Source organism: Blautia acetigignens (assembly GCF_025566865.1).
In the GTDB taxonomy this organism is placed as follows: Bacteria; Bacillota; Clostridia; order Lachnospirales; family Lachnospiraceae; genus Blautia_A; species Blautia_A acetigignens.
This window is the reverse complement of sequence record NZ_JAOQJM010000002.1, coordinates 49862-70097: the sequence shown is the minus strand read 5'-3', so window position 1 is coordinate 70097 and position 20236 is coordinate 49862. Positions and strand designations below refer to the sequence as shown.

The following is a 20236-nucleotide window of genomic DNA, read 5'->3' as shown; positions in this document are numbered from 1 at the left end:
TTCGTTTCTCATCTTATGGGAGCGGATTTCCAAAAAGATGAAAAAAATTTGCAAATAAATAAAAAAACTGCTTGCATTTTGTAGACCATAATGCTACAATACAATGCGGACGCGCCTGTACCTATGTATAGCTGCGCCTAAACTGCAGATTTTAATGCTATATTTTACGGAAGGAGGATTTCCAGTGAAAGTAAGATCATCTGTAAAACCGATCTGCGAGAAATGCAAGGTCATTAAGAGAAAAGGTTCTATCAGAATTATCTGTGAGAATCCAAAACACAAACAGCGTCAGGGTTGATGAATCCGATTAGTTTGTGAATGCGGCTGTAGATGGAACACCCGGACGGGTTGTAACATCTGACAAATAATGAACTAAGCATGTATTGCCTAATACCGGAGGCAACGTTGGCCCGTTGGCCGCAAATTTCGGAAAGGCTGCGAATCGCCAAAAGCAGCTGGGTGTTTTACCGAGGCACCCCAATTAGGAACTAAAAAAGAAGAAAGAGTGCGTTAAGATGCACCCCATTTCACCTTGTATCTGATACAAGTGGTGTACAGGACGCAGGACTTTCAGTAAAGAAAATGGAGGAAACAGTACATGGCTCGTATAGCTGGTGTAGACTTACCAAGAGAGAAAAGAATTGAAATCGGTCTTACCTATATTTATGGTATCGGAAGACCAAGTGCAGACAAAATCCTTGCTCAGGCAAATGTAAATCCTGACACACGTGTCAGAGACCTGACTGATGATGAAGTTAAGAGACTTCAGGCTGTCATTGATGAGACAATGATGGTAGAAGGTGATCTTCGTAGAGAAATCGCCCTGAACATTAAGAGACTGCAGGAAATCGGATGCTACAGAGGAATCCGTCATCGTAAAGGACTTCCGGTTCGTGGTCAGAAGACTAAGACTAATGCAAGAACTCGCAAAGGTCCGAAGAGAACAGTAGCAAATAAGAAGAAATAATTCAGTATCCTAACTATAAATTTTAATTGATTAAGGAAAGCGTAGGTTAGTTTTAAAATGGCAAAAACAACTAAGAAAGCGACTACAAAACGTCGTGTCAAGAAAAACGTTGAACACGGACAGGCACATATCCAGTCTTCTTTTAACAACACAATTGTTACTCTGACTGACAACGAAGGAAATGCTCTTTCATGGGCAAGTGCCGGCGGTCTGGGATTTAGAGGTTCAAGGAAATCTACCCCTTATGCAGCACAGATGGCAGCTGAGACTGCAACAAAGGCTGCTTTAATTCATGGATTAAAAACAGTAGACGTAATGGTTAAAGGACCAGGATCAGGTCGTGAGGCTGCTATCCGTGCCCTTCAGGCATGCGGTCTTGAAGTAACAAGTATCCGTGACGTAACTCCGGTTCCGCACAACGGATGCCGTCCACCAAAACGTAGAAGAGTCTAATTGAATTAGGAGGTAAGCCAAGATGGCAGTAGATAGAACACCGGTCCTGAAAAGATGCAGATCCCTTGGAATGGATCCAATTTATTTAGGAATTGATAAAAAATCCACAAGACAGTTAAAACGTGCAAACCGTAAAGTATCTGAGTACGGTCTTCAGTTAAAAGAAAAACAGAAAGCTAAATTCATTTATGGCGTTCTGGAGAAACCTTTCCGTAACTACTACAAGAAAGCAGACAGAATGAAAGGTCAGACTGGTGAGAACCTGATGATCATGCTTGAGTCCAGACTTGACAATGTTCTTTTCCGTATGGGATTCGCAAGAACAAGAAAAGAAGCTCGTCAGATCGTTGACCACAAGCATGTTCTTGTAAACGGAAAATGCGTAAACATTCCTTCTTATCTTGTAAAAGCTGGTGACAGCATCGAGATCAAAGAGAAATGCAAAGGTTCTGAGAGATACAAAGGAATCCTGGAAGTAACAGGCGGAAGACTTGTTCCGAACTGGCTTGAGGCTGATCAGGAGAACCTTAAGGGCGTTGTTAAAGAGCTTCCTACAAGAGAAGAAATCGACGTTCCTGTAAATGAGATGCTTATCGTCGAGTTGTACTCCAAATAATGAGCCCTAATAATACCCTCAACATGTTGAATACCCAGAAGGAGGGAAACTTATAGTGTTTGATTTTAATAAACCAAAAATCGAAATTACCGAGATATCTGAAGATAAAAAATTTGGAAGATTCGTTGTAGAGCCTCTTGAGAGAGGTTACGGTACGACACTTGGCAATTCTCTTAGAAGAATTATGCTGTCCTCCCTGCCGGGAGCAGCAGTAAGCCAGGTTAAGATTGACGGTGTCCTTCACGAATTCAGCTCAATCCCGGGCGTGAAAGAAGACGTGACAGAGATCATCATGAATCTGAAGAGTCTTGCAATCAAGAATAACAGTGCTGACAATGAGCCGAAGACCGCATACATCGAGTGTGAGGGCAAAGGTGTTGTAACAGCTGCTGATATTCAGGCTGACCAGGATATCGAGATCATGAATCCGGATCAGGTAATCGCTACCTTAAACGGTGGTAAGGATTGCAGACTTGCAATGGAACTTACCATTACAAAAGGCCGCGGATATGTGAGTGCGGATAAGGGCAAATCTGATGACATGCCGATCGGCGTGATTGCAGTTGATGCGATCTACAGCCCGGTTGACAGAGTCAACATGGTCGTGCAGAATACACGTGTAGGACAGGTGACTGACTTTGATAAGCTGACACTTGATGTATACACAAACGGCACGCTGGATCCTGATGAGGCAGTAAGCCTTGCTGCTAAGGTATTAAGCGAGCATTTAAGCCTTTTCATTGACCTTTCCGAGAATGCGAAGACCGCTGAGGTTATGATCGAGAAAGAAGACAATGAGAAAGAAAAAGTTCTTGAAATGAGCATTGATGAACTTGAGCTCTCCGTACGTTCTTATAACTGTCTGAAGAGAGCTGGTATCAATACAGTTGAAGAGCTTTGCAACAAGACTTCCGACGACATGATGAAAGTACGTAACCTTGGACGTAAGTCTTTAGAGGAAGTACTTGCCAAGTTGAAAGAGCTGGGCTTACAGCTTCAGCCAACAGAGGAGTAAGAACCGCTGCATCGCAGTGATTGCAAAGACACTTCGTAAGCATATTACAGTGGGGATTTGCTAAGCAGCAGTCCAGTAAGACCGAACAAGCGTGGACTGCTGTCCCACAGATGGAGGAAAATTAAAATGGCAAAATATAGAAAATTAAGCAGAACAGCTGACCAGAGAAAAGCTCTGTTAAGAAACCAGGTAACAAACCTGTTATACAACGGCAAGATTGTTACAACAGAAGCGAAAGCAAAAGAGATCCGCAAAATCGCTGAGGGTCTTGTTGCTATGGCAGTTCGCGAGAAAGACAACTTTGAGACTGTTACTGTAACAGCTAAGGTTGCAAGAAAAGACGCTGAAGGCAAGAGAGTAAAAGAAGTTGTAGACGGAAAGAAGAAAACCGTATATGACGAAGTTGAGAAGCAGATCACAAAAGACGCTCCTTCCAGACTTCACGCTCGTCGTCAGATGATGAAAGTGTTCTACCCGGTTAAAGAAGTTCCGGCTAAGGGCGCTGGCAAGAAGAAAAACACTAAAGAAGTAGATATGGTTAAGAAAATGTTCGAGGAGATCGCACCAAAATACGCTAACCGTAACGGTGGATACACCAGAATCGTTAAGATTGGACAGCGTAAAGGTGATGGCGCTATGGAAGTGCTCATCGAGCTGGTTTAATCCGAAACTGAATTACTGATCATATTAAAAGAGATATTTACGTTTCGTAGATATCTCTTTTTTTCTATATGGAGGCATTCGTGAAAAGAATTATACTGTTGATCGAAATCCTTCTGGCAGCCTGCCTCTTTACAGGTTCTGTCCCATATGGGAATGCCAAAGAAGAAATTGCTGTGAATACGCCGGAATTTAACTGGGAAAATTACAATATCATAACCCACGCGCTGGGTGGCCTTGATGGCTACACTTATTTAAATTCCCGGGAAAGCTTTATCAACCATTACGACAAGGGCTGCCGTTTTTTTGAGGTGGATTTATCCCAGACCAGCGATGGAGTATGGGTATGCCGCCATAACTGGAAGGAACCTATGGGACAGTGGGAAGGGGACAAAAAGAAAGTACTTTCCGCAGAAGAATTTCTGAACACACCCATTTACGGGAAATATACGCCAATGTCCTTCGAAGACCTTCTGAAGCTCCTGGACGAATATCCGGATGCATTTGTGACCATAGATTCCAAACAGTATTCTGTGCGCAATTATCAGCGGACCCTGGAGGACTATGCACAGTACCGGGAAATTGCAATTAATGCAGGGCTGGAGCACACGCTGGGGCAGATCATCCCGGAGCTTTACAATTCTGCCATGTATTCCGGCACAACGCTTGTGTACAAGTTCCCGGCCTATCTCTATTCTCTGTGGCAGGAGTATTCCATAGAGGAGCTGAACGACATTGCTGATTTTTGTCAGGCTAACCAAATTCAGGCTGTCAGCCTGTACTGCGAGTATTGGTCTGAAGATGTGCAGAAAATTTTTGACGAACGGGACATTTTGGTATATATTTATACCATAAATGATGAAGAGAAAGCCAGAGAGTATGTGAAAGCAGGGGCAAAGGGCGTTTGCACAGATACCCTGATCTCAGAAAATCTGGAATAGCATTACTATTACAACGAACACAACACTTGAAAAAGGATTAGAATACACATGAATATAAGAACAATGGCAGCCGTATGTGCGGCGAAATCTGCAGGCTTTATCTGCAGGAAAATGGGACGCCAGGGTGTTACCTGGGCAGGCAAGATCGCACTGAAGATCAATCCCCATATTTTGGAAGACCTTTCCTCCCAGATCCGGGGCAAAATCTTCGTAACCTGCGGAACCAATGGAAAAACAACAACCAACAATATGCTTTGTGCGGCGTTGGAAAGGGAAGGCCAGAAGGTAGTGTGCAATCATACCGGCTCCAATATGCTGAACGGCGTTGTAGCGGCTTTTGTGCTTGCTGCCGGACCTACAGGCAGGCTGGATGCAGATTACGCCTGCATCGAGGTTGACGAGGCTTCCACAAGGCATGTATTCCCAGGCCTGAAGCCGGACTACATGCTTCTTACAAACCTGTTCCGTGATCAGCTGGATCGTTACGGGGAAATCGATATTACCATGAATATTCTGGAAGAGATGATCCGCACAGTGCCAAAGATGCAGGTCATCGTCAATGTTGATGATGCACTTTCCGCGTACCTTGCCATGGACAGCGGCAATCCGTACATTACCTATGGAATCAGCAAACCGGTCCAGAAAAGTGCCGCAAACGAGATCCGTGAGGGACGTTTCTGCAAGAAGTGCGGAGCCAAGCTGGAATACAGCTTTTACCATTACAGCCAGTTAGGGGATTATAAATGCCCGTCCTGCGGTTTTGCAAGACCGGCGATCCAGTATGATGCCCATGATGTAAAGGTAGGCGACCAGCTTTCCTTCCAGGTGGAGGACAAGCACCTTACAGCCAATTACAAGGGCTTTTACAATGTATACAATATTCTGGCTGCCTATGCAGGACTTCGCACTGCTGGTTTTTCCGGGGAGCATTTCCAGGATATGTTAAATGGGTTTAATCCGGAGAACGGCCGTATGGAGCAGTTCCGCATTAAGGGCACAGGGGTTATGCTGAACCTTGCCAAGAACCCGGCAGGCTTTAACCAGAATATTTCCGCAGTGATGCAGGATAAATCACCCAAGGATATTATTATTACCATTAACGACAATGCCCAGGACGGCACCGATATTTCCTGGCTCTGGGATGTGGACTTTGACCTTCTGGGAGATGAGAGCATCCATTCCATTACAGTCAGCGGAATCCGCTGCCAGGATATGCGCCTGCGTATGAAATATGTGGACATTCCGGTGCAGCTGGAGGCAGATGTGGAGACAGCCATCCGCAAGCGTATTGCAGACGGCGTGGGCAACCTATACGTGCTGGTAAACTACACTGCACTGTTTGGTACTCACAATATACTGAAGAAAATGGAGGGAGAAAAGGAATGAAGCTGACGATCGGACATTTATATCCGGATCTCCTGAACCTGTACGGAGACAGAGGAAACATTCAGTGCCTGATGAGACGCTGCCAGTGGCGCGGAATCGAGGCAGAGACAATTGCATTTGAGTTAGGCGACAAAATTGATTTTTCCAGACTGGACATTGTGCTTCTGGGCGGAGGCTCCGACAGGGAGCAGATGCTGGTCTGCGAGAAGCTCAAAGAGATCCAGCCGGATTTCAAGAAATATGTGGAGGACGGCGGCGTAGTTATCGCCATCTGCGGCGGCTATCAGCTTCTCGGCAAATACTACAAGACCGAACAGGGAACCATCACAGGCCTTGATCTGGTGGATCTTTATACCGAGCAGGGCGAGGGACGCCTGATCAGCAACATCGTGCTGAAAAGCGACCTTTTTGACATGCCCATCGTAGGCTTTGAGAACCACGGCGGAAGGACCTGCATCAACAACTGCAAGCCCCTTGGAAAAGTTCTGTACGGCTCCGGAAACGACGGCCAGACAGGCTATGAGGGCGTAGTTTATAAGAACGTGATCGGAACCTATCTTCACGGCCCGCTGCTTCCCAAGAACCCGCAGCTGGCAGACTGGCTGATCGCTCACGCGCTTGAGAAAAAGTATGGCAAAGCAGTGGAGCTTGCACCTCTTGATGACACAGAAGAGAAGGCTGCAAACGACTACGTATACCACAGATTTGTAAAAGAAAGCTGATTTTTCAGAAACATTCAGAAAAAGCAGACAGAAATATACACACAGATAAGAAATAAGGGGAACGATATGGCAAAATCAACGAATCAGAAAGCGAAAATCCTTTATCTTGAAAAAATTCTTCAGGGAACCGATGAGACCCATCCCTGCACCATGCAGGAAATCCTGGGCAGACTCCAGGAATATGGGATAAGTGCAGAAAGAAAAAGTATTTATGATGACATGGAAGTGCTTAGAAGCTTTGGCATGGACATTAAGTTCAAAAGAGGAAAGTCCACAGGTTATTATGTAACCGGACAAAAAGCAGCGACAGAAGCGCTGGCAGATGGTGTACGGGAAGAGCGCTCCCAGACTGCGGCAGTAGAAATTCCAGAAGCCGCAGATGCGGCAGAGATGCCTCCGGTACAGAAGAACTCCAGACCGGACTGGCTTCTCCCATTTTCCGATTCGGAGGATGACAAGCCGGTGAAGCTTCTTTACAGCAGCAAAAGAAAAGATGAGATCACAGAGGCTCTTGGAAACCGTGCCCAGTATAAAGAGAAGGAATCTGGTACTTTTACTGCAGCATTTTATGCAGAGGAGACTCCGCAGTTTTTCGGCTGGCTGGCAGGTCTGGGACGTGATGCGGTGATTGTGAAGCCCAAAAAGGCTGTGCAGGCATACCGGGATTATCTGAAGGGTATTTTGAAAGAATATAAATAACAGAAAGGACTTTTTATGAAAAGGCAAATCGCAGGAATTCTTACCGGACTTCTTGTTTGCAGTGCGTTCCTTGCCGGCTGCGGCAAAAATGAGGCCACCCAGGCAGTAAAGGAGAGCGTGGAAACAGAAAAAGAAGGAAACGGAGAATCTACAGAAGCAGAAGGAAAAGACCAGGACAAAAAATCCGATGCAGAAGAAACGGATGGCAGCACAGAGGAAAGCAGTGGAGAAGATCAGGCACCGGAAGTAGTTCTGGACAAGATTGGAATTTTGCTGCCAGAAGAGAGAAGTGATATGAACGGCAGTCTGGAGCGTGCAGAGCTGAAATCCCGTCTTGAGGAGAATGGTTATGACGCAGCCCTTTATTTCGCCAAAGAGGATGCAGATACCCAGATCAGCCAGATTCGGGAGCTGTTGCAGGATGAGAATCTGAAGGCACTTGTGATCTCACCTGTGGATCCCTATTCTTTATCTGATGTGCTTCAGGAGGCGTCTGATCAGTCTATTCCGGTCATTGATTATGATGATCTGATCATGGATACGGATAAGATCAAATATTATGTGACCTTTAATACCCGTGCCATTGGAAATGAGATTGGCAAAAACATTGTGAAGCAGGCAGAGCTGGATAAAGTCCGGGAGGACAGAGGCTGCCGCACCATTGAGTTTCTGATGGGCTCCCTGGATGACGATGCTTCCCTGTTTTTGTTTAACGGAATCATGGAGGTTTTGGGAGAATATGTGGAGGATGGCACATTGGTGTGCCGTTCCGGAAGAACTACCTTTGACCAGAATGGAATTGCGGATGAAAATACAGCTGATGCCATGACACAGCTGAATTCTGTGATCAGTGAATTCTATTCTCTGGAAAAGACACCGGATATTATCTGTACTGCTTCCGATGCTTTCGCCCTGGCTGCAATGGACATTCTGGAAAATGAGGAGATTTATCCGGGAGATGAGAACTGGCCTCTGATCACAGGGCTAAATGCAGATACAGACGCCGTGAAAAGCGTTGCAGAGGGCAAAATGGGATTTACTGTGATGATGGACAGAAGAGACCTTGCAGAGGCGTGTGCGACCCTTGTGGACACTTATCTGAAGGGCGATGACGTGGAAGTCAGCAATTACTCCCAGTATGACAACGGGGTGAAGATCATCGGCACTGTGACCTGTGACGGAAAACTGATCGACAAGGACAATTACCAGATTCTTGTGGACAATGGATTCTATCTGGCGGAGATGATTGCGCCGGAAGCTTCTCCTACACAGATCCCGGAAGCTTCGCCTACGCTGACACCGGAAGTTTCACCTGCACCGGAGGAAGTAAGCCCTACTCCTGCAGCAGAAGTAACGGGGGTTCCAGAAGCAAGTCCTGCGCCAGATAATAAGAAGACTACAGATGGGAAAAACGCGGCTCCTGCTTCAGGGGATGGTCCTGAGATTACAACCGAAGAAGTTCCGTCTGTGAAAGAAGAACATTTATAATAAAAATATCCTGTACAAATCACAACGCATTTGGTGACGAAGTGATTTGACAGGATATTTTTTCGTAATAGGAAATTCCGTTGGAATCTCCCATTACAGAAAGAGAGGTTTTTCCTAAAGATTTTATTCCCGGAAAGTCAGGGAATCATCTGTCATGGAATCGATGATGGCAAGAGATTCCAGACGAACGCCCATATCACGAATCTGCTGTCCGCCCTGCTGGAAACCTTTCTCGATTACAATTCCTGCTCCCTCAAGAGTGGCGCCTGACTTCTTCACAATATCGATCAGACCAAGAAGTGCACAGCCGTTGGCAAGAAAATCATCAATCAGAAGTACATGATCCTCAGGTCCAAGGAATTTCTTGGAAAGAATAACATCATATACCTTCTTATGAGTGAAGGACTCAATCTTGGTACAGTACATTTCACCGTCCAGATTCACACTCTGGGACTTCTTGGCGAATACTACCGGAACATGGAAATACTGGGCTGCAATACAGGCAATGCCGATACCGGAAGCCTCGATAGTAAGAATTTTGGTAATGGGACAATCTGAAAAACGTGCTTTAAATTCTTTTCCGATTTCATTAATCAGATCAATGTCCATCTGGTGATTGAGAAAGCTGTCTACTTTCAGGATATTACCTGGCTTCACAACGCCATCTTTCAGAATTCGATCTTTTAAAAGCTGCATGGCTCAATTCTCCTTTTCGATTTGCTTCGACTGATTTTAATATTTCTATGATACGACATTATTAGAAGAAGTGCAATTATTTTTGACAAAAAAATACAAAATATCTATAATAAACTTAATAATAGCTTAGGAGATGAAAATAAAATGAAAGAATATGAAGTAATTTGGGAAATTTTTAATAAGTGTCCAAGAAATCAGATGCGGGATGTATTTGTAGAAGAACTTGAACTGGAGAATCCGGAGGAATATGTAAAAGAAAAATTTAAAGGTGGGGAAGTATCCTATGAAAAAACAGTTCTTGATGACGGAACCCTTGTATTTGATATTCAGACATCGCAGATCAGGCAGAGATGCTCGTTTACAGAAATATAATTATATTTTTGAGAAATAGTGCATAATCAGTCAAACTATGATATAATAATAAAATGTGCTTCAAAGGAATACTGACAGGTGATTACAGGAGGATGACATGATCGAGGAGAGCAACCATACCCATACACATGAAGATGGGGAGACACATATTCATACCCATGTTCTGGAAGATGGCACTACAGTCACCCATTCCCACAAAGAACACGGACATCATCACAGTCATGCACAGACTAAGGCTGTATTAAACCGCCTTTCCAGAGCAATCGGACATATGGAATCCATTAAGCGTATGGTGGAGGATGGCCGCGACTGCAGCGAGGTTCTGATTCAGCTTTCCGCAGTGAAGTCTGCTATTAATAATACAGGCAAGATCATTTTACAGGATCATATTGAACACTGTATTGTAGATGCAGTAGAGCATGGTGATAAAGAAGCACTTAAGGAACTGGAACGTGCAATTGACAGATTTATGAAATAATATAGCTGGGAAGATACTGAACAGTTGCAAATAGATTCTGAAATATAAGGAAAAGGAGATATAGAAATGGCAAAAGAATGTGACAGCAAGACTTGTGACAAAACAAGCTGTGAAGGCTGCAGCAGCAAGAAAAATCCACAGAGCATGCAGGCTGCTATGAATGCATCCTCCAATGTTAAGCATGTGATCGGCATTGTAAGCGGTAAAGGTGGTGTTGGCAAATCCTTTGTTACAGCTTCTCTGGCAAACCAGATGGCAAAGAAAGGCTGCAAGGTAGGTATCCTGGATGCTGATATTACAGGACCGTCTATTCCGAAAATGTACGGACTGAAGGGTGCTGCCCAGGCAAATGACAGTGGCATTTTCCCAATGGAGACCAAAAACGGAATCAAGGTAATGTCTATTAACCTGCTTCTTCCAACTGAGGATACACCGGTTATCTGGAGAGGACCTATTCTTGGAAATATGGTAAAGCAGTTTTGGACAGATGTAATCTGGGGTGATGTAGATTATCTCTTTGTGGACATGCCTCCGGGAACTGGCGATGTTCCGCTGACTGTATTCCAGTCCCTTCCGATTGAGGGAATCGTGATTGTAACCTCTCCTCAGGATCTGGTAAGCATGATCGTGAAGAAGGCATACAATATGGCTGGAATGATGAATGTGCCGGTTTTAGGACTTGTGGAGAACTACAGCTATGTGAAATGTCCGGATTGCGGTAAGGAACTGAAGGTATTTGGTGAGAGCCACATTGATGAGATTGCAGCATCCTTAAATGTTCCGGTACTTGGCAAGATGCCAATTGACCCGGCCTATGCAGCCAAGGTAGATGAAGGCGCATTCGATGAGATTGATAACCCGTACATCGAGGCAGCAGAGGCTGTTATGCCTCAGTAAAGAAATGCGAAAGCTATAGCAAATAAAAAAGATTCTGTGTAGAAACAAGACGTAATCTCCTGTTTTTACCAGAATCTTTTTCTTTTATTTATTTCTTACTGCGGTAAGCCTCTGCCTCCCAATGTGTGATGAAATATGTAATATCATCTGTCATCTGCAGAGGACCGCCAAAGCTTTGGGCATATACAGCAAGCTTGATAGCATCTTTAGCCAGAAGCTGAGCCTTGGCAGCTTTGCCTTTATCATCCTCCATAATAAACGCACCGACATCCTGAACCAGAATTAATCTTGGTTCCTTATCGTTTTTGGTCATGAACGCATCCAGTGCTTCCTTCGCCTGATCTATGTTCTCAACAAATAAAGGATACGGGCCACAATATACAATGTGATCAGGAGTGAAAGGCTTCAGAAGCGGTGCAGCAGTCTCCTTATTTTTTACGAAGTTATCAGCTTCAGCAGCCGGAACAACCTCCACCGCATGTCCAAGTAACTGGGAAAGCTTCTGTGCAGCAGCTTCTTTTTCCGGTGTAACAGCATCGGTTACGTCGGCTGTTCTTTTTACCTGCTTTTCAAGCCTGGAGATCACGCTGTCAAATAAAACGCCAATCTCTTCTACTGTATTGGCGGCAACAAAAATACCATGATTCTGAAGCAGAAGAACCTGAACGTCTTTTCCGAATTCTTCTTTGTAAGCGTTCATCTTCTCATAGCAAATACGTGCAAGTGTGTATCCCGGTTTGCAGATGTCGATCCAGAGAACCTCGTTTCCAAGAAGCTGCCTGGAAAGTGTACTTGCGCCTTTACCACATGTCAGACCATTTACAAGTGTAGGATGAACATGCAGCACATAGGTGTAGGCAAATAAATTGTGAAGCAAGGCCTCTACACTTGGACGCTTTGTTTTATCCGCATCTGTTACTGCAGCCATTACATCTGCAAGATATGCAGCTTCACGCTCTGTGTCATTTCCCGGATATTCTGTTTTCATGATTTCATTGAGACGTGCACGGCTCATTTCCACAAATTCTTCTGCCTTGATTGTGGCAAGCTGTGTACCGGAGCCCTTTACATAAAGGGTGGTGTCATTCTTTACAGAAGTATTTCCGCCTCCTGCAAGAACATAAGCGGGATTGCTGCCGTAAGTGTTTGACATTTTTACTAAAGTTGAAAGATCCATAAGTTAAATACCTCCATATTGTTGCAATAATTTAACCAAAACTGCAAAGCTGTTATCTGGTTATATGCAAGTAGCAAAGCAGATTGTGAACATCTGCCTGACTATATTTATATTGTACATGATATAGCAGTATTTAGCTATCGAAATATGCTAAAAAACGGTATTTATTGCATTTTTGCAGAAAAATAGTCGAAAAACTTCTGTGCAGCCTGCGATAAAGGCAGGTTTTCGTGATATACCAGTGCCAATTGTCTGGGCGGCAGCTGTTGCTTTAAGGTAACCTGCATCAGGGAAGCCTCCTGTCCATGTAAAGAAGCCAGCATATAATCGGGAACACAGGCGATTCCCAGACCAATGCGGGCCAGATCAATAAGCAGATCATTGCTGTTAAGCTCAACCTCTGAAATCAGGTTCTGTTTGTGTGCTGCGAAAAACTGATGAAGATATTCGCTTGTTGTGCTTTTGGATGAAAGTGTGAGAAGAGGATATTCCATCAGCTTTTTTAGCTCAAGAGCCTTCCCTTCAAGGGGGAAAAAGTCCGGATTGGCGACAAAAATATCCTGAAATTCCTTTACCACCTGAACCTTCATATGCTGGATAAGCCGTGAGTTAGGTAAGTTACATACAATCAGATCTACCTGGCGATTTTCCAGAAGCTCCACGCAGCCGATGGAGGTGCTGTTTGTGACCTTGATCCGCACACCGGGATAATCCTGATGAAAGCGTTTCAGGTAATCAATCAGAAAATAACGGCAGATGGTATCGCTTGCCCCGATCCTCAGCTGTCCCTGAAGCTCATCTTCTGCAAGCAGCTGCGCTTCTCCCTGGGAAATCATTTCCAAAGCCGGCTTTACGTGCTGGAAAAGTATTTCGCCTTCCGGAGTAAGAGATACTTTTTTGGTACTTCGGTAAAACAGTTCCCGCCCCAGTTTTTTTTCCAGAGCCTTGATTCCCTGGCTTACTGCAGACTGGGAAATAAAAAGCTGGCGGGAGGCCTCAGAAAAGCTTAATGTAGTGGCTACGTAGTAAAAGCACTTATATAATTCAAGATTGACATCCATGTATGAAATCTCCGAATCCATTAAAGAGTATTGTACACCTTGCAAACTGAAAAATAATAAGTTAAATTAATAAATAATATAAGATATATTAATTTTACTTATGATAAAAGCTATGATACTATAATAAGTGACGATGTGCAAGAGCGGATTTTTTACGGGCTCTGGCACCTGATGATATTTTATATTCACGAAAGGAGTTTTCCAATGAGTAACGTAAGACGAGTATACGTAGAAAAGAAACCATCCTTTGCCGTAAAAGCCAAAGAACTAAAGCATGAGATCAGTTCTTATCTGGGCATTAAGACTGTAACAAATGTGCGGGAACTGATCCGCTATGATGTTGAGAATATTTCCGATGATGTATTTGAAAAAGCATGCCATACAGTATTTGCTGAGCCTCCGGTAGATGATCTTTACCTGGAGAAATTTGAGGCAGCAGACGGCACCCGTATTTTTTCTGTAGAGTTCCTTCCGGGACAGTTCGACCAGAGAGCAGATTCTGCGGTACAGTGCGTCCAGTTCTTAGACGAGAACGCACAGCCGATCATCCGCTCTGCTACCACCTACGTGATCGAGGGTGACATTACAGAGGAAGAGTTTGAGGCAATCAAGAGCCACTGCATCAACCCGGTAGATTCCCGTGAGACCGGACTTGAGAAGCCGGAGACACTGGTTGCAGAGTTCAAGGATCCGGAAGATGTGAAGATCTTCGACGGCTTCCGCGATATGGAGGAGGCTCCTTTAAAAGAGCTTTACAGTTCCCTAAACCTTGCAATGACCTTCAAGGATTTCCTTCACATTCAGAACTATTTCAAAAACGAGGAGAAGCGTGATCCGTCCATGACAGAGATCCGTGTGCTGGATACCTACTGGTCCGACCACTGCCGTCACACCACTTTCTCTACAGAACTTACAGATGTAAAATTTGACGAGGGCGATTACAAAGCTCCTATCGTGGATACTTATCACAAATATCTTGCTGACAGAGAAGTCCTTTATAAAGGACGGGACGATAAATTCGTGTGCCTGATGGACCTTGCCCTTATGGCCATGAAAAAGCTGAAATCCGAAGGCAAGCTTCAGGATCAGGAAGAGTCCGATGAGATCAACGCCTGCAGTATTGTAGTTCCTGTTGATGTAAATGGAGAAGAAGAGGAATGGCTGATCAACTTTAAGAATGAGACACATAACCATCCTACTGAAATTGAGCCGTTTGGTGGTGCAGCTACCTGTCTTGGCGGTGCTATCCGAGATCCGCTTTCAGGACGTACCTATGTATATCAGGCAATGCGTGTAACCGGAGCAGCAGATCCTACTGTTTCCGTGAAAGAAACGCTCAAGGGCAAGCTGCCTCAGAAGAAGCTGGTTCGCGGTGCTGCTCATGGATACAGCTCCTATGGTAACCAGATCGGTCTTGCTACAGGCTATGTAAAAGAAATCTATCATCCGAACTACGTTGCGAAACGTATGGAAATCGGTGCTGTTATGGGTGCTGCTCCAAGACGCGCAGTTATCCGTGAGAACTCTGATCCGGGAGATATTATCATCCTCCTTGGCGGACGTACAGGACGTGACGGTATCGGTGGTGCTACCGGTTCCTCCAAGGTACATACAGAGGCTTCTATTGAAGTCTGCGGTGCTGAGGTACAGAAAGGAAACGCACCTACAGAACGTAAGATCCAGCGTATGTTCCGTCGTGAGGAAGTTAGCCATATCATTAAGAAATGTAATGACTTTGGTGCAGGCGGTGTATCCGTAGCAATCGGAGAGCTGGCACCCGGACTTCAGATCGACCTTGATAAGGTTCCGAAGAAATACGCAGGCCTTGACGGCACTGAGATCGCTATTTCCGAATCCCAGGAGCGTATGGCTGTTGTGGTTGCACCAGAGGATGTAGACAAATTCCTTGGCTTTGCAAATGAAGAGAACTTAGAGGCGGTTCCGGTTGCAGTGGTAACCAAAGAGCCAAGACTGGTACTTTCCTGGAGAGGAAAAGAAGTTGTCAATATTTCCCGTGCATTCCTTGACACCAACGGTGCCCATCAGGAGACAACCGTAGAGGTGGAGATTCCCAATAAAGAGGGCAACCTTTTTGAGGAGCGTCCGGACGTAGCAGATGTGAAGGAAAAATGGCTTTCCACACTTGCAGACCTGAATGTATGCTCCCAGAAAGGCCTTGTAGAGATGTTCGACAGTTCTATTGGTGCAGGAAGCGTGCTTATGCCTTATGGCGGTAAAAACCAGCTTACAGAGACTCAGGCAATGGTTGCCAAGGTACCTGTACAGAACGGAACTACAAATACTGTAACCATGATGAGCTATGGTTTTGATCCATATTTATCCTCCTGGAGCCCATACCATGGAGCTGCCTATGCAGTGACGGAATCTGTTGCAAGAATTGTGGCAGCAGGCGGCGATTATAAGAAAATCCGTTTTACCTTCCAGGAATATTTCCGTCGTATGACAGAAGATCCAAAGAGATGGAGCCAGCCTTTTGCAGCACTTCTTGGTGCTTATGCAGCGCAGATGGGCTTTGGCCTTCCATCTATCGGAGGCAAGGACAGTATGTCCGGAACCTTCAATGATATTGATGTTCCGCCGACACTGGTTTCCTTTGCAGTGGATGTTGCCAAGCTTCAGGATGTGATTACACCTGAACTGAAGAAAGCCGGTAACAAACTGGTATGGCTTCGTGCACCAAAGGATCAGTACGATTTACCGGATTATGCAGGTATTATGGATCAGTATGAAAAGCTTCATAATGACATACAGGCAGGAAAGGTTGTTTCTGCTTATGCACTTGACCGTCATGGTATTGCAGCAGCTGTTGGCAAAATGGCATTCGGTAATGCAATGGGTGTAAAGATCGAGCATAATCTGGATCCGAGAGATTTCTTTGCTCCTGGTTTCGGTGATCTGGTTCTGGAGGTTCCGGCTGAAAAGGTTGGAGAGCTTTCCATTACTTACACTGTAATCGGTGAGGTAACAGCTGATGGTAAATTCTCCTATGGAAATGTGGAGATTACTTTGGCAGAGGCATACAATGCATGGACAGGCACTCTGGAGAAAGTATTTAAGACTGTTTCAGGAGAGACAAACGATGGCCCGAAAGCAATTTGGGTGAAACCGGAAGAGGAAGAAGCAACCTATGAGAACGGTGTTTACAATACAAAGAAGATCTACGTATGCAAGCATAAAGTAGCAAAACCTCGTGTATTCATTCCGGTATTCCCGGGAACCAACTGCGAATACGACAGCACCCGTGCTTTTGAGAGAGCAGGCGCTGAGGTTGATGTTAAGGTATTTAAGAATTTAAGTGCAGAAGATATCCGCGATTCTGTGGAGATCTTTGAGAAGTCTATTGACCAGGCACAGATGATCATGTTCCCAGGCGGCTTCTCTGCCGGTGATGAGCCGGATGGATCCGCTAAGTTCTTTGCAACCGCTTTCCAGAATGCAAAGATCAAAGAGGCGGTTATGAAGCTGTTAAATGAGAGAGACGGTCTTGCACTTGGTATCTGTAACGGATTCCAGGCACTGATCAAGCTGGGACTTGTTCCGTACGGTGAGATCTGCGGACAGAAGGAGGATTCTCCGACACTGACCTACAACACCATCGGACGCCATATTTCCAAGATGGTTTACACCAAGGTAGTAAGCAACAAATCACCATGGCTGCAGAAAGCTGCTCTTGGCGGTGTATACTGCAACCCGGCTTCTCACGGTGAGGGACGTTTTGTAGCAAATGATGAGTGGCTTGCAAAGCTTCTTGCAAATGGTCAGGTGGCTACACAGTATGTAAATCCAAATGGAGATCTGGATCAGTCTGAAGAGTCCAATATCAATGGTTCTACCTACAACATCGAGGGTATTACAAGCCCGGATGGACGTGTTCTTGGTAAGATGGCTCACAGTGAGCGTCGTGACAATGGTGTTGCTATCAATATTTACGGACAGCAGGATATTCAGATCTTTGAGTCCGGTGTTGAGTACTTTAAATAATGTGCAAACACGCTCTAAGATGAATAAGTTATAGGGAAAAGGAGCTGGCAGCTGTAATGTAGATTACAGGTGCCGGCTCCTTTCAATTCGATTGGGGAATTTAGTGAATCAAGGCGGACGCGTTCCCCCAGGTGTGCCGGGGCAGCCAATGACGAATTTCGGGATTTGGCTCCGTCGCCTATTGACAGGTGGGGAAGCAAACTCGCCCTATCGGGCTCAAACAGTGCATCCCCACCTGTCGCTTACTCACCAAATTCCCGAAATTCGCCAACCGTCTGTCCCGGCACACCTGGGGGAACGCTGGCTATTGAAAGCTGTTCCTGCGATCTGCACGCCCCACTTTGCGGTATATTTTGCCCGAATTCAGTTGCCGTAGCTCGCTACGGCACCCTCATCCGGACAAAATCTCCCACAAATTGTGACGCACATCTTGCAGAAAGCCTTTTTCAAACACGCTCTAGGAGTAACAGGTGTCCAGAGGCTGTGTATTGCTGGAATTCCCTTAGTGCCGGTCAACAAGCATCGGGTTTGCACTTGGAAACAGCAGAATTTCAGAGTACGTCTATCGGCCAGGAGTCCCTCCCAACGCCAGTGAAGAAGTATCGTTTTAGCACATTCGCCTTACCAGTAACCAGTGAGTTCGCAATGTATATTCGTGAGCAGGTCATTTCAGGAGCGCTCTTAACGGAGACGAGATCCATGTCTTACGTAGACTTAGCCGAGAGGGCTCTCCCGAGCGGCTTAGTCGCAGTTAGACATTAGCTCGGCGGAGTGTTGCGACGACCTGCGATGAATATACATTGCGAACTCACGTCCTGGTAACAACTGCTTCACTAAGTCCCCCTTTAGCGAAAAATTTAATTCCATGAAATATTCCCCCACCCTTTTCCATCTAATGTATGTAAAAGGAAAAAGCAATAAATTTCGTGTACTGCAGAACACAAAAAAAGGAGCGAAAGAACCTTATGGAAAATTTGGTGAAAAAGGCAAAATCCGGAGATTCGAATGCGTTTTCCCAACTCATCAGGATGAACACCCAGAGCATGTACAAGGTCGCCTGGGCCTATCTGAAAAATGATGAGGATGTGGCAGATGCCATTTCGGAAACCATTTTAAATTGCTATGAAAAGCTTTCCACTTTGAAAAAGGATTCCTATTTCAAAACCTGGATGATCCGGATTCTTATTAATAACTGCAATGAAATGCTGCGACACAAAGGACGGGTATTTCCTGCTGTAGAGATGGAAGAGGGAACCTTTGAGGAACCAGGGTATCTGGACTGCGAGTGGAAGGAAATCCTGGCGTCACTGGACGAAAAATACAAGACAGTGATTCTTTTGTATTACAGCAAGGCACTTAGTGTAAAGGAGATTGCAGCACTTCTGGGAATCAGTCAGAATACAGTGCTGACAAGACTTTCACGTGCAAGAAAGCAGCTTCGCGCAGAGTATGAAGGAGGGTACATTCATGGATGATAAACTGTTTGATATTTTTTCAGAAGAGACAACTGTACCAAAATGTGTACTGGATAGAATTGATGAGACATTGGACACGCTGGAAAGGACAGAAGATAAAAAGAAAGAAACAAGAAGCACAGGGGGACGAACCAACAGGAAAAACTGGAAGCGCAGCCTGATCCTTTCCTTTGCAGCTGTGATGGCATTTGGGGCCACCGTTTTTGCAGCTGAGAAATATATAGGGATTTCCAGTTTCTTTAGCAATGGAGGTGCCAAGCTGTCCAAGGAAGCCCAGGCCCTGATTGAAAATGAACCGGTACAGCAAGAGGATGGGGAGTCCATTCTTACCTTTACAGTCAAAGAAGCTTTGTGTGATAAGAACAGTGTCCAGATCGTGGTAGAAGCAGCTGCAAAGGAGCGTGGAAAATATTTCCTTGTAGGAGAGGATTCCAGTTACGACGATCCTGTAAGCAATCTTGGAATTGACAGTGATCAAACTATAGAAGAATATGCGGGAGAAAAAGGGCTTACAGTGGTAAGGGTGAACGCGCACTTTGAATTCGGGGAGGAACTTGGAATCAGCAGTGCATCCGGTGATTTTTGCTCCCGGGAGGACGATGTTCTGATGATCTATTCTTCCGCAGTAAAAGGGAACCAGAGCAGCAATCTTACGGTTTCCTGTGTGGGAGTAGCTGTGCTCCCGGATGCCAAAAGCGTGGATGATGTGATGCGGACAAACATTACTTTCCAGCTGGAAGATAAGAGCCAGGGAAGAACGGTTACTTATGTGCCGAAAAATGCAGAAGACGGCATTATTACGGCTGATGGAAAGATGAAAATCCTGTCTGTGGAAGTGGAAGAATCCGAAATTGGAGAATATGCAGCTATTCATTATATGGTGCTGGGGGATGCTTCCAATATCGCACTGGATGTGACAGACGCAAATGGAAACCTCTGGAATATGACCAGTGTTGGTGGTAGTGCTGAAACTACACAAAACACAAAAGAGGGTGTATGGAAGATTATGTATGAGAAAACAGATCTGCCGGATGAAATTGGCATCCGGGCATATGATTACGAAAATTCCATTGCCTATGAGCCGGTTATGCTGCAGATGTCTTGAAAAGCAGTGAGATAGTGGATTAGAGT

21 protein-coding genes and 1 pseudogene are annotated in these 20236 nt (G+C 45.1%); 18 read left to right on the top strand and 4 right to left on the bottom strand.

Features of this window, described 5'->3' with window-relative positions:
- Positions 1 to 184: 184 nt before the first annotated feature.
- From rpmJ to OCV70_RS03095, 11 genes are all read left to right on the top strand, one after another.
- Positions 185 to 298: a 50S ribosomal protein L36 gene (gene rpmJ / locus OCV70_RS03145; protein WP_003022746.1), complete on the top strand. Its 114-nt coding sequence runs from the start codon at positions 185 to 187 to the stop codon at positions 296 to 298.
- 300 nt (positions 299 to 598) lie between these two features.
- The gene (gene rpsM / locus OCV70_RS03140; protein ID WP_117852568.1) at positions 599 to 967 is read left to right on the top strand and encodes a 30S ribosomal protein S13; all 369 of its coding nucleotides are present in this window, start codon (positions 599 to 601) and stop codon (positions 965 to 967) included.
- A gap of 57 nt (positions 968 to 1024) precedes the next feature.
- Positions 1025 to 1420 carry a 30S ribosomal protein S11 gene (rpsK, locus tag OCV70_RS03135; RefSeq protein WP_117852570.1) on the top strand — a complete coding sequence of 132 codons (396 nt, stop codon included), beginning with the start codon at positions 1025 to 1027 and terminating at the stop codon, positions 1418 to 1420.
- A gap of 22 nt (positions 1421 to 1442) precedes the next feature.
- On the top strand, positions 1443 to 2036 hold the full coding sequence (rpsD, locus tag OCV70_RS03130; RefSeq protein ID WP_117852573.1) for a 30S ribosomal protein S4: 594 nt from the start codon (positions 1443 to 1445) through the stop codon (positions 2034 to 2036).
- 55 nt (positions 2037 to 2091) lie between these two features.
- Positions 2092 to 3051 (top strand): DNA-directed RNA polymerase subunit alpha, encoded by a 960-nt coding sequence (locus tag OCV70_RS03125; protein WP_173767410.1) that lies wholly within the window; start codon positions 2092 to 2094, stop codon positions 3049 to 3051.
- 126 nt (positions 3052 to 3177) lie between these two features.
- Positions 3178 to 3714, top strand: a complete 537-nt coding sequence (locus tag OCV70_RS03120; protein ID WP_117852577.1) for a bL17 family ribosomal protein — start codon at positions 3178 to 3180, stop codon at positions 3712 to 3714.
- Between the two features lie 80 nt (positions 3715 to 3794).
- Positions 3795 to 4652, top strand: a complete 858-nt coding sequence (locus tag OCV70_RS03115; RefSeq protein WP_243000234.1) for a phosphatidylinositol-specific phospholipase C/glycerophosphodiester phosphodiesterase family protein — start codon at positions 3795 to 3797, stop codon at positions 4650 to 4652.
- A gap of 48 nt (positions 4653 to 4700) precedes the next feature.
- A complete protein-coding gene (locus OCV70_RS03110) occupies positions 4701 to 6038 on the top strand; it encodes a MurT ligase domain-containing protein (RefSeq protein ID WP_117852581.1) in 1338 nt (445 codons plus the stop codon).
- The gene (locus OCV70_RS03105) at positions 6035 to 6760 is read left to right on the top strand and encodes a type 1 glutamine amidotransferase (protein WP_021924657.1); all 726 of its coding nucleotides are present in this window, start codon (positions 6035 to 6037) and stop codon (positions 6758 to 6760) included. The genes OCV70_RS03110 and OCV70_RS03105 overlap by 4 nt, the downstream gene beginning before the upstream one ends.
- Positions 6761 to 6826: 66 nt before the next feature.
- Positions 6827 to 7459 carry a WYL domain-containing transcriptional regulator gene (locus OCV70_RS03100; RefSeq protein ID WP_117852583.1) on the top strand — a complete coding sequence of 211 codons (633 nt, stop codon included), beginning with the start codon at positions 6827 to 6829 and terminating at the stop codon, positions 7457 to 7459.
- Positions 7460 to 7474: 15 nt separating this feature from the next.
- Positions 7475 to 8947, top strand: coding sequence for a substrate-binding domain-containing protein (locus OCV70_RS03095; RefSeq protein WP_021924655.1), 1473 nt, complete (start codon positions 7475 to 7477; stop codon positions 8945 to 8947).
- A gap of 123 nt (positions 8948 to 9070) precedes the next feature.
- Here OCV70_RS03095 and OCV70_RS03090 read toward each other — a convergent pair whose 3' ends face one another.
- Complete coding sequence (locus tag OCV70_RS03090) at positions 9071 to 9643, bottom strand: xanthine phosphoribosyltransferase (RefSeq protein ID WP_021924654.1); 573 nt, start codon at positions 9641 to 9643, stop codon at positions 9071 to 9073.
- Positions 9644 to 9787: 144 nt separating this feature from the next.
- Between OCV70_RS03090 and OCV70_RS03085 the strand changes: the two genes are divergently transcribed.
- From OCV70_RS03085 to OCV70_RS03075, 3 genes are all read left to right on the top strand, one after another.
- Positions 9788 to 10015 (top strand): hypothetical protein, encoded by a 228-nt coding sequence (locus tag OCV70_RS03085; RefSeq protein ID WP_262579197.1) that lies wholly within the window; start codon positions 9788 to 9790, stop codon positions 10013 to 10015.
- Positions 10016 to 10112: 97 nt separating this feature from the next.
- Entirely contained in the window at positions 10113 to 10493 is a 381-nt protein-coding gene (locus OCV70_RS03080) for a metal-sensing transcriptional repressor (protein ID WP_262579195.1), read from the top strand.
- A gap of 66 nt (positions 10494 to 10559) precedes the next feature.
- Positions 10560 to 11390 (top strand): Mrp/NBP35 family ATP-binding protein, encoded by an 831-nt coding sequence (locus OCV70_RS03075; RefSeq protein ID WP_288217400.1) that lies wholly within the window; start codon positions 10560 to 10562, stop codon positions 11388 to 11390.
- Between the two features lie 88 nt (positions 11391 to 11478).
- Here the strand turns inward: OCV70_RS03075 and OCV70_RS03070 are convergent, their stop codons facing one another.
- Both OCV70_RS03070 and OCV70_RS03065 read right to left on the bottom strand, forming a co-directional pair.
- Positions 11479 to 12567, bottom strand: a complete 1089-nt coding sequence (locus OCV70_RS03070; RefSeq protein ID WP_262579193.1) for a class II aldolase/adducin family protein — start codon at positions 12565 to 12567, stop codon at positions 11479 to 11481.
- Between the two features lie 164 nt (positions 12568 to 12731).
- Positions 12732 to 13628 carry a LysR family transcriptional regulator gene (locus OCV70_RS03065; protein WP_117852592.1) on the bottom strand — a complete coding sequence of 299 codons (897 nt, stop codon included), beginning with the start codon at positions 13626 to 13628 and terminating at the stop codon, positions 12732 to 12734.
- Between the two features lie 204 nt (positions 13629 to 13832).
- Here OCV70_RS03065 and OCV70_RS03060 point away from each other — a divergent pair, with 204 nt between their 5' ends.
- A complete protein-coding gene (locus OCV70_RS03060; RefSeq protein WP_173767663.1) occupies positions 13833 to 17630 on the top strand; it encodes a phosphoribosylformylglycinamidine synthase in 3798 nt (1265 codons plus the stop codon).
- 246 nt (positions 17631 to 17876) lie between these two features.
- On the opposite strand, the gene OCV70_RS19580 is transcribed toward OCV70_RS03060, so the two are convergent.
- Positions 17877 to 17963 carry a hypothetical protein gene (locus OCV70_RS19580; RefSeq protein ID WP_317259447.1) on the bottom strand — a complete coding sequence of 29 codons (87 nt, stop codon included), beginning with the start codon at positions 17961 to 17963 and terminating at the stop codon, positions 17877 to 17879.
- Between OCV70_RS19580 and OCV70_RS19575 the strand changes: the two are divergent.
- The 3 genes and pseudogenes from OCV70_RS19575 to OCV70_RS03050 all read left to right on the top strand — a co-directional run.
- Positions 17931 to 18038: pseudogene (locus tag OCV70_RS19575) on the top strand (DUF6783 domain-containing protein); the annotation flags it as partial. The gene OCV70_RS19580 and the pseudogene OCV70_RS19575 overlap by 33 nt on opposite strands.
- Positions 18039 to 18595: 557 nt before the next feature.
- Complete coding sequence (locus tag OCV70_RS03055) at positions 18596 to 19105, top strand: RNA polymerase sigma factor (protein WP_021924471.1); 510 nt, start codon at positions 18596 to 18598, stop codon at positions 19103 to 19105.
- Complete coding sequence (locus OCV70_RS03050; RefSeq protein ID WP_262579191.1) at positions 19098 to 20210, top strand: hypothetical protein; 1113 nt, start codon at positions 19098 to 19100, stop codon at positions 20208 to 20210. Before OCV70_RS03055 ends, OCV70_RS03050 begins: the two co-directional genes overlap by 8 nt.
- Positions 20211 to 20236 lie beyond the last annotated feature (26 nt).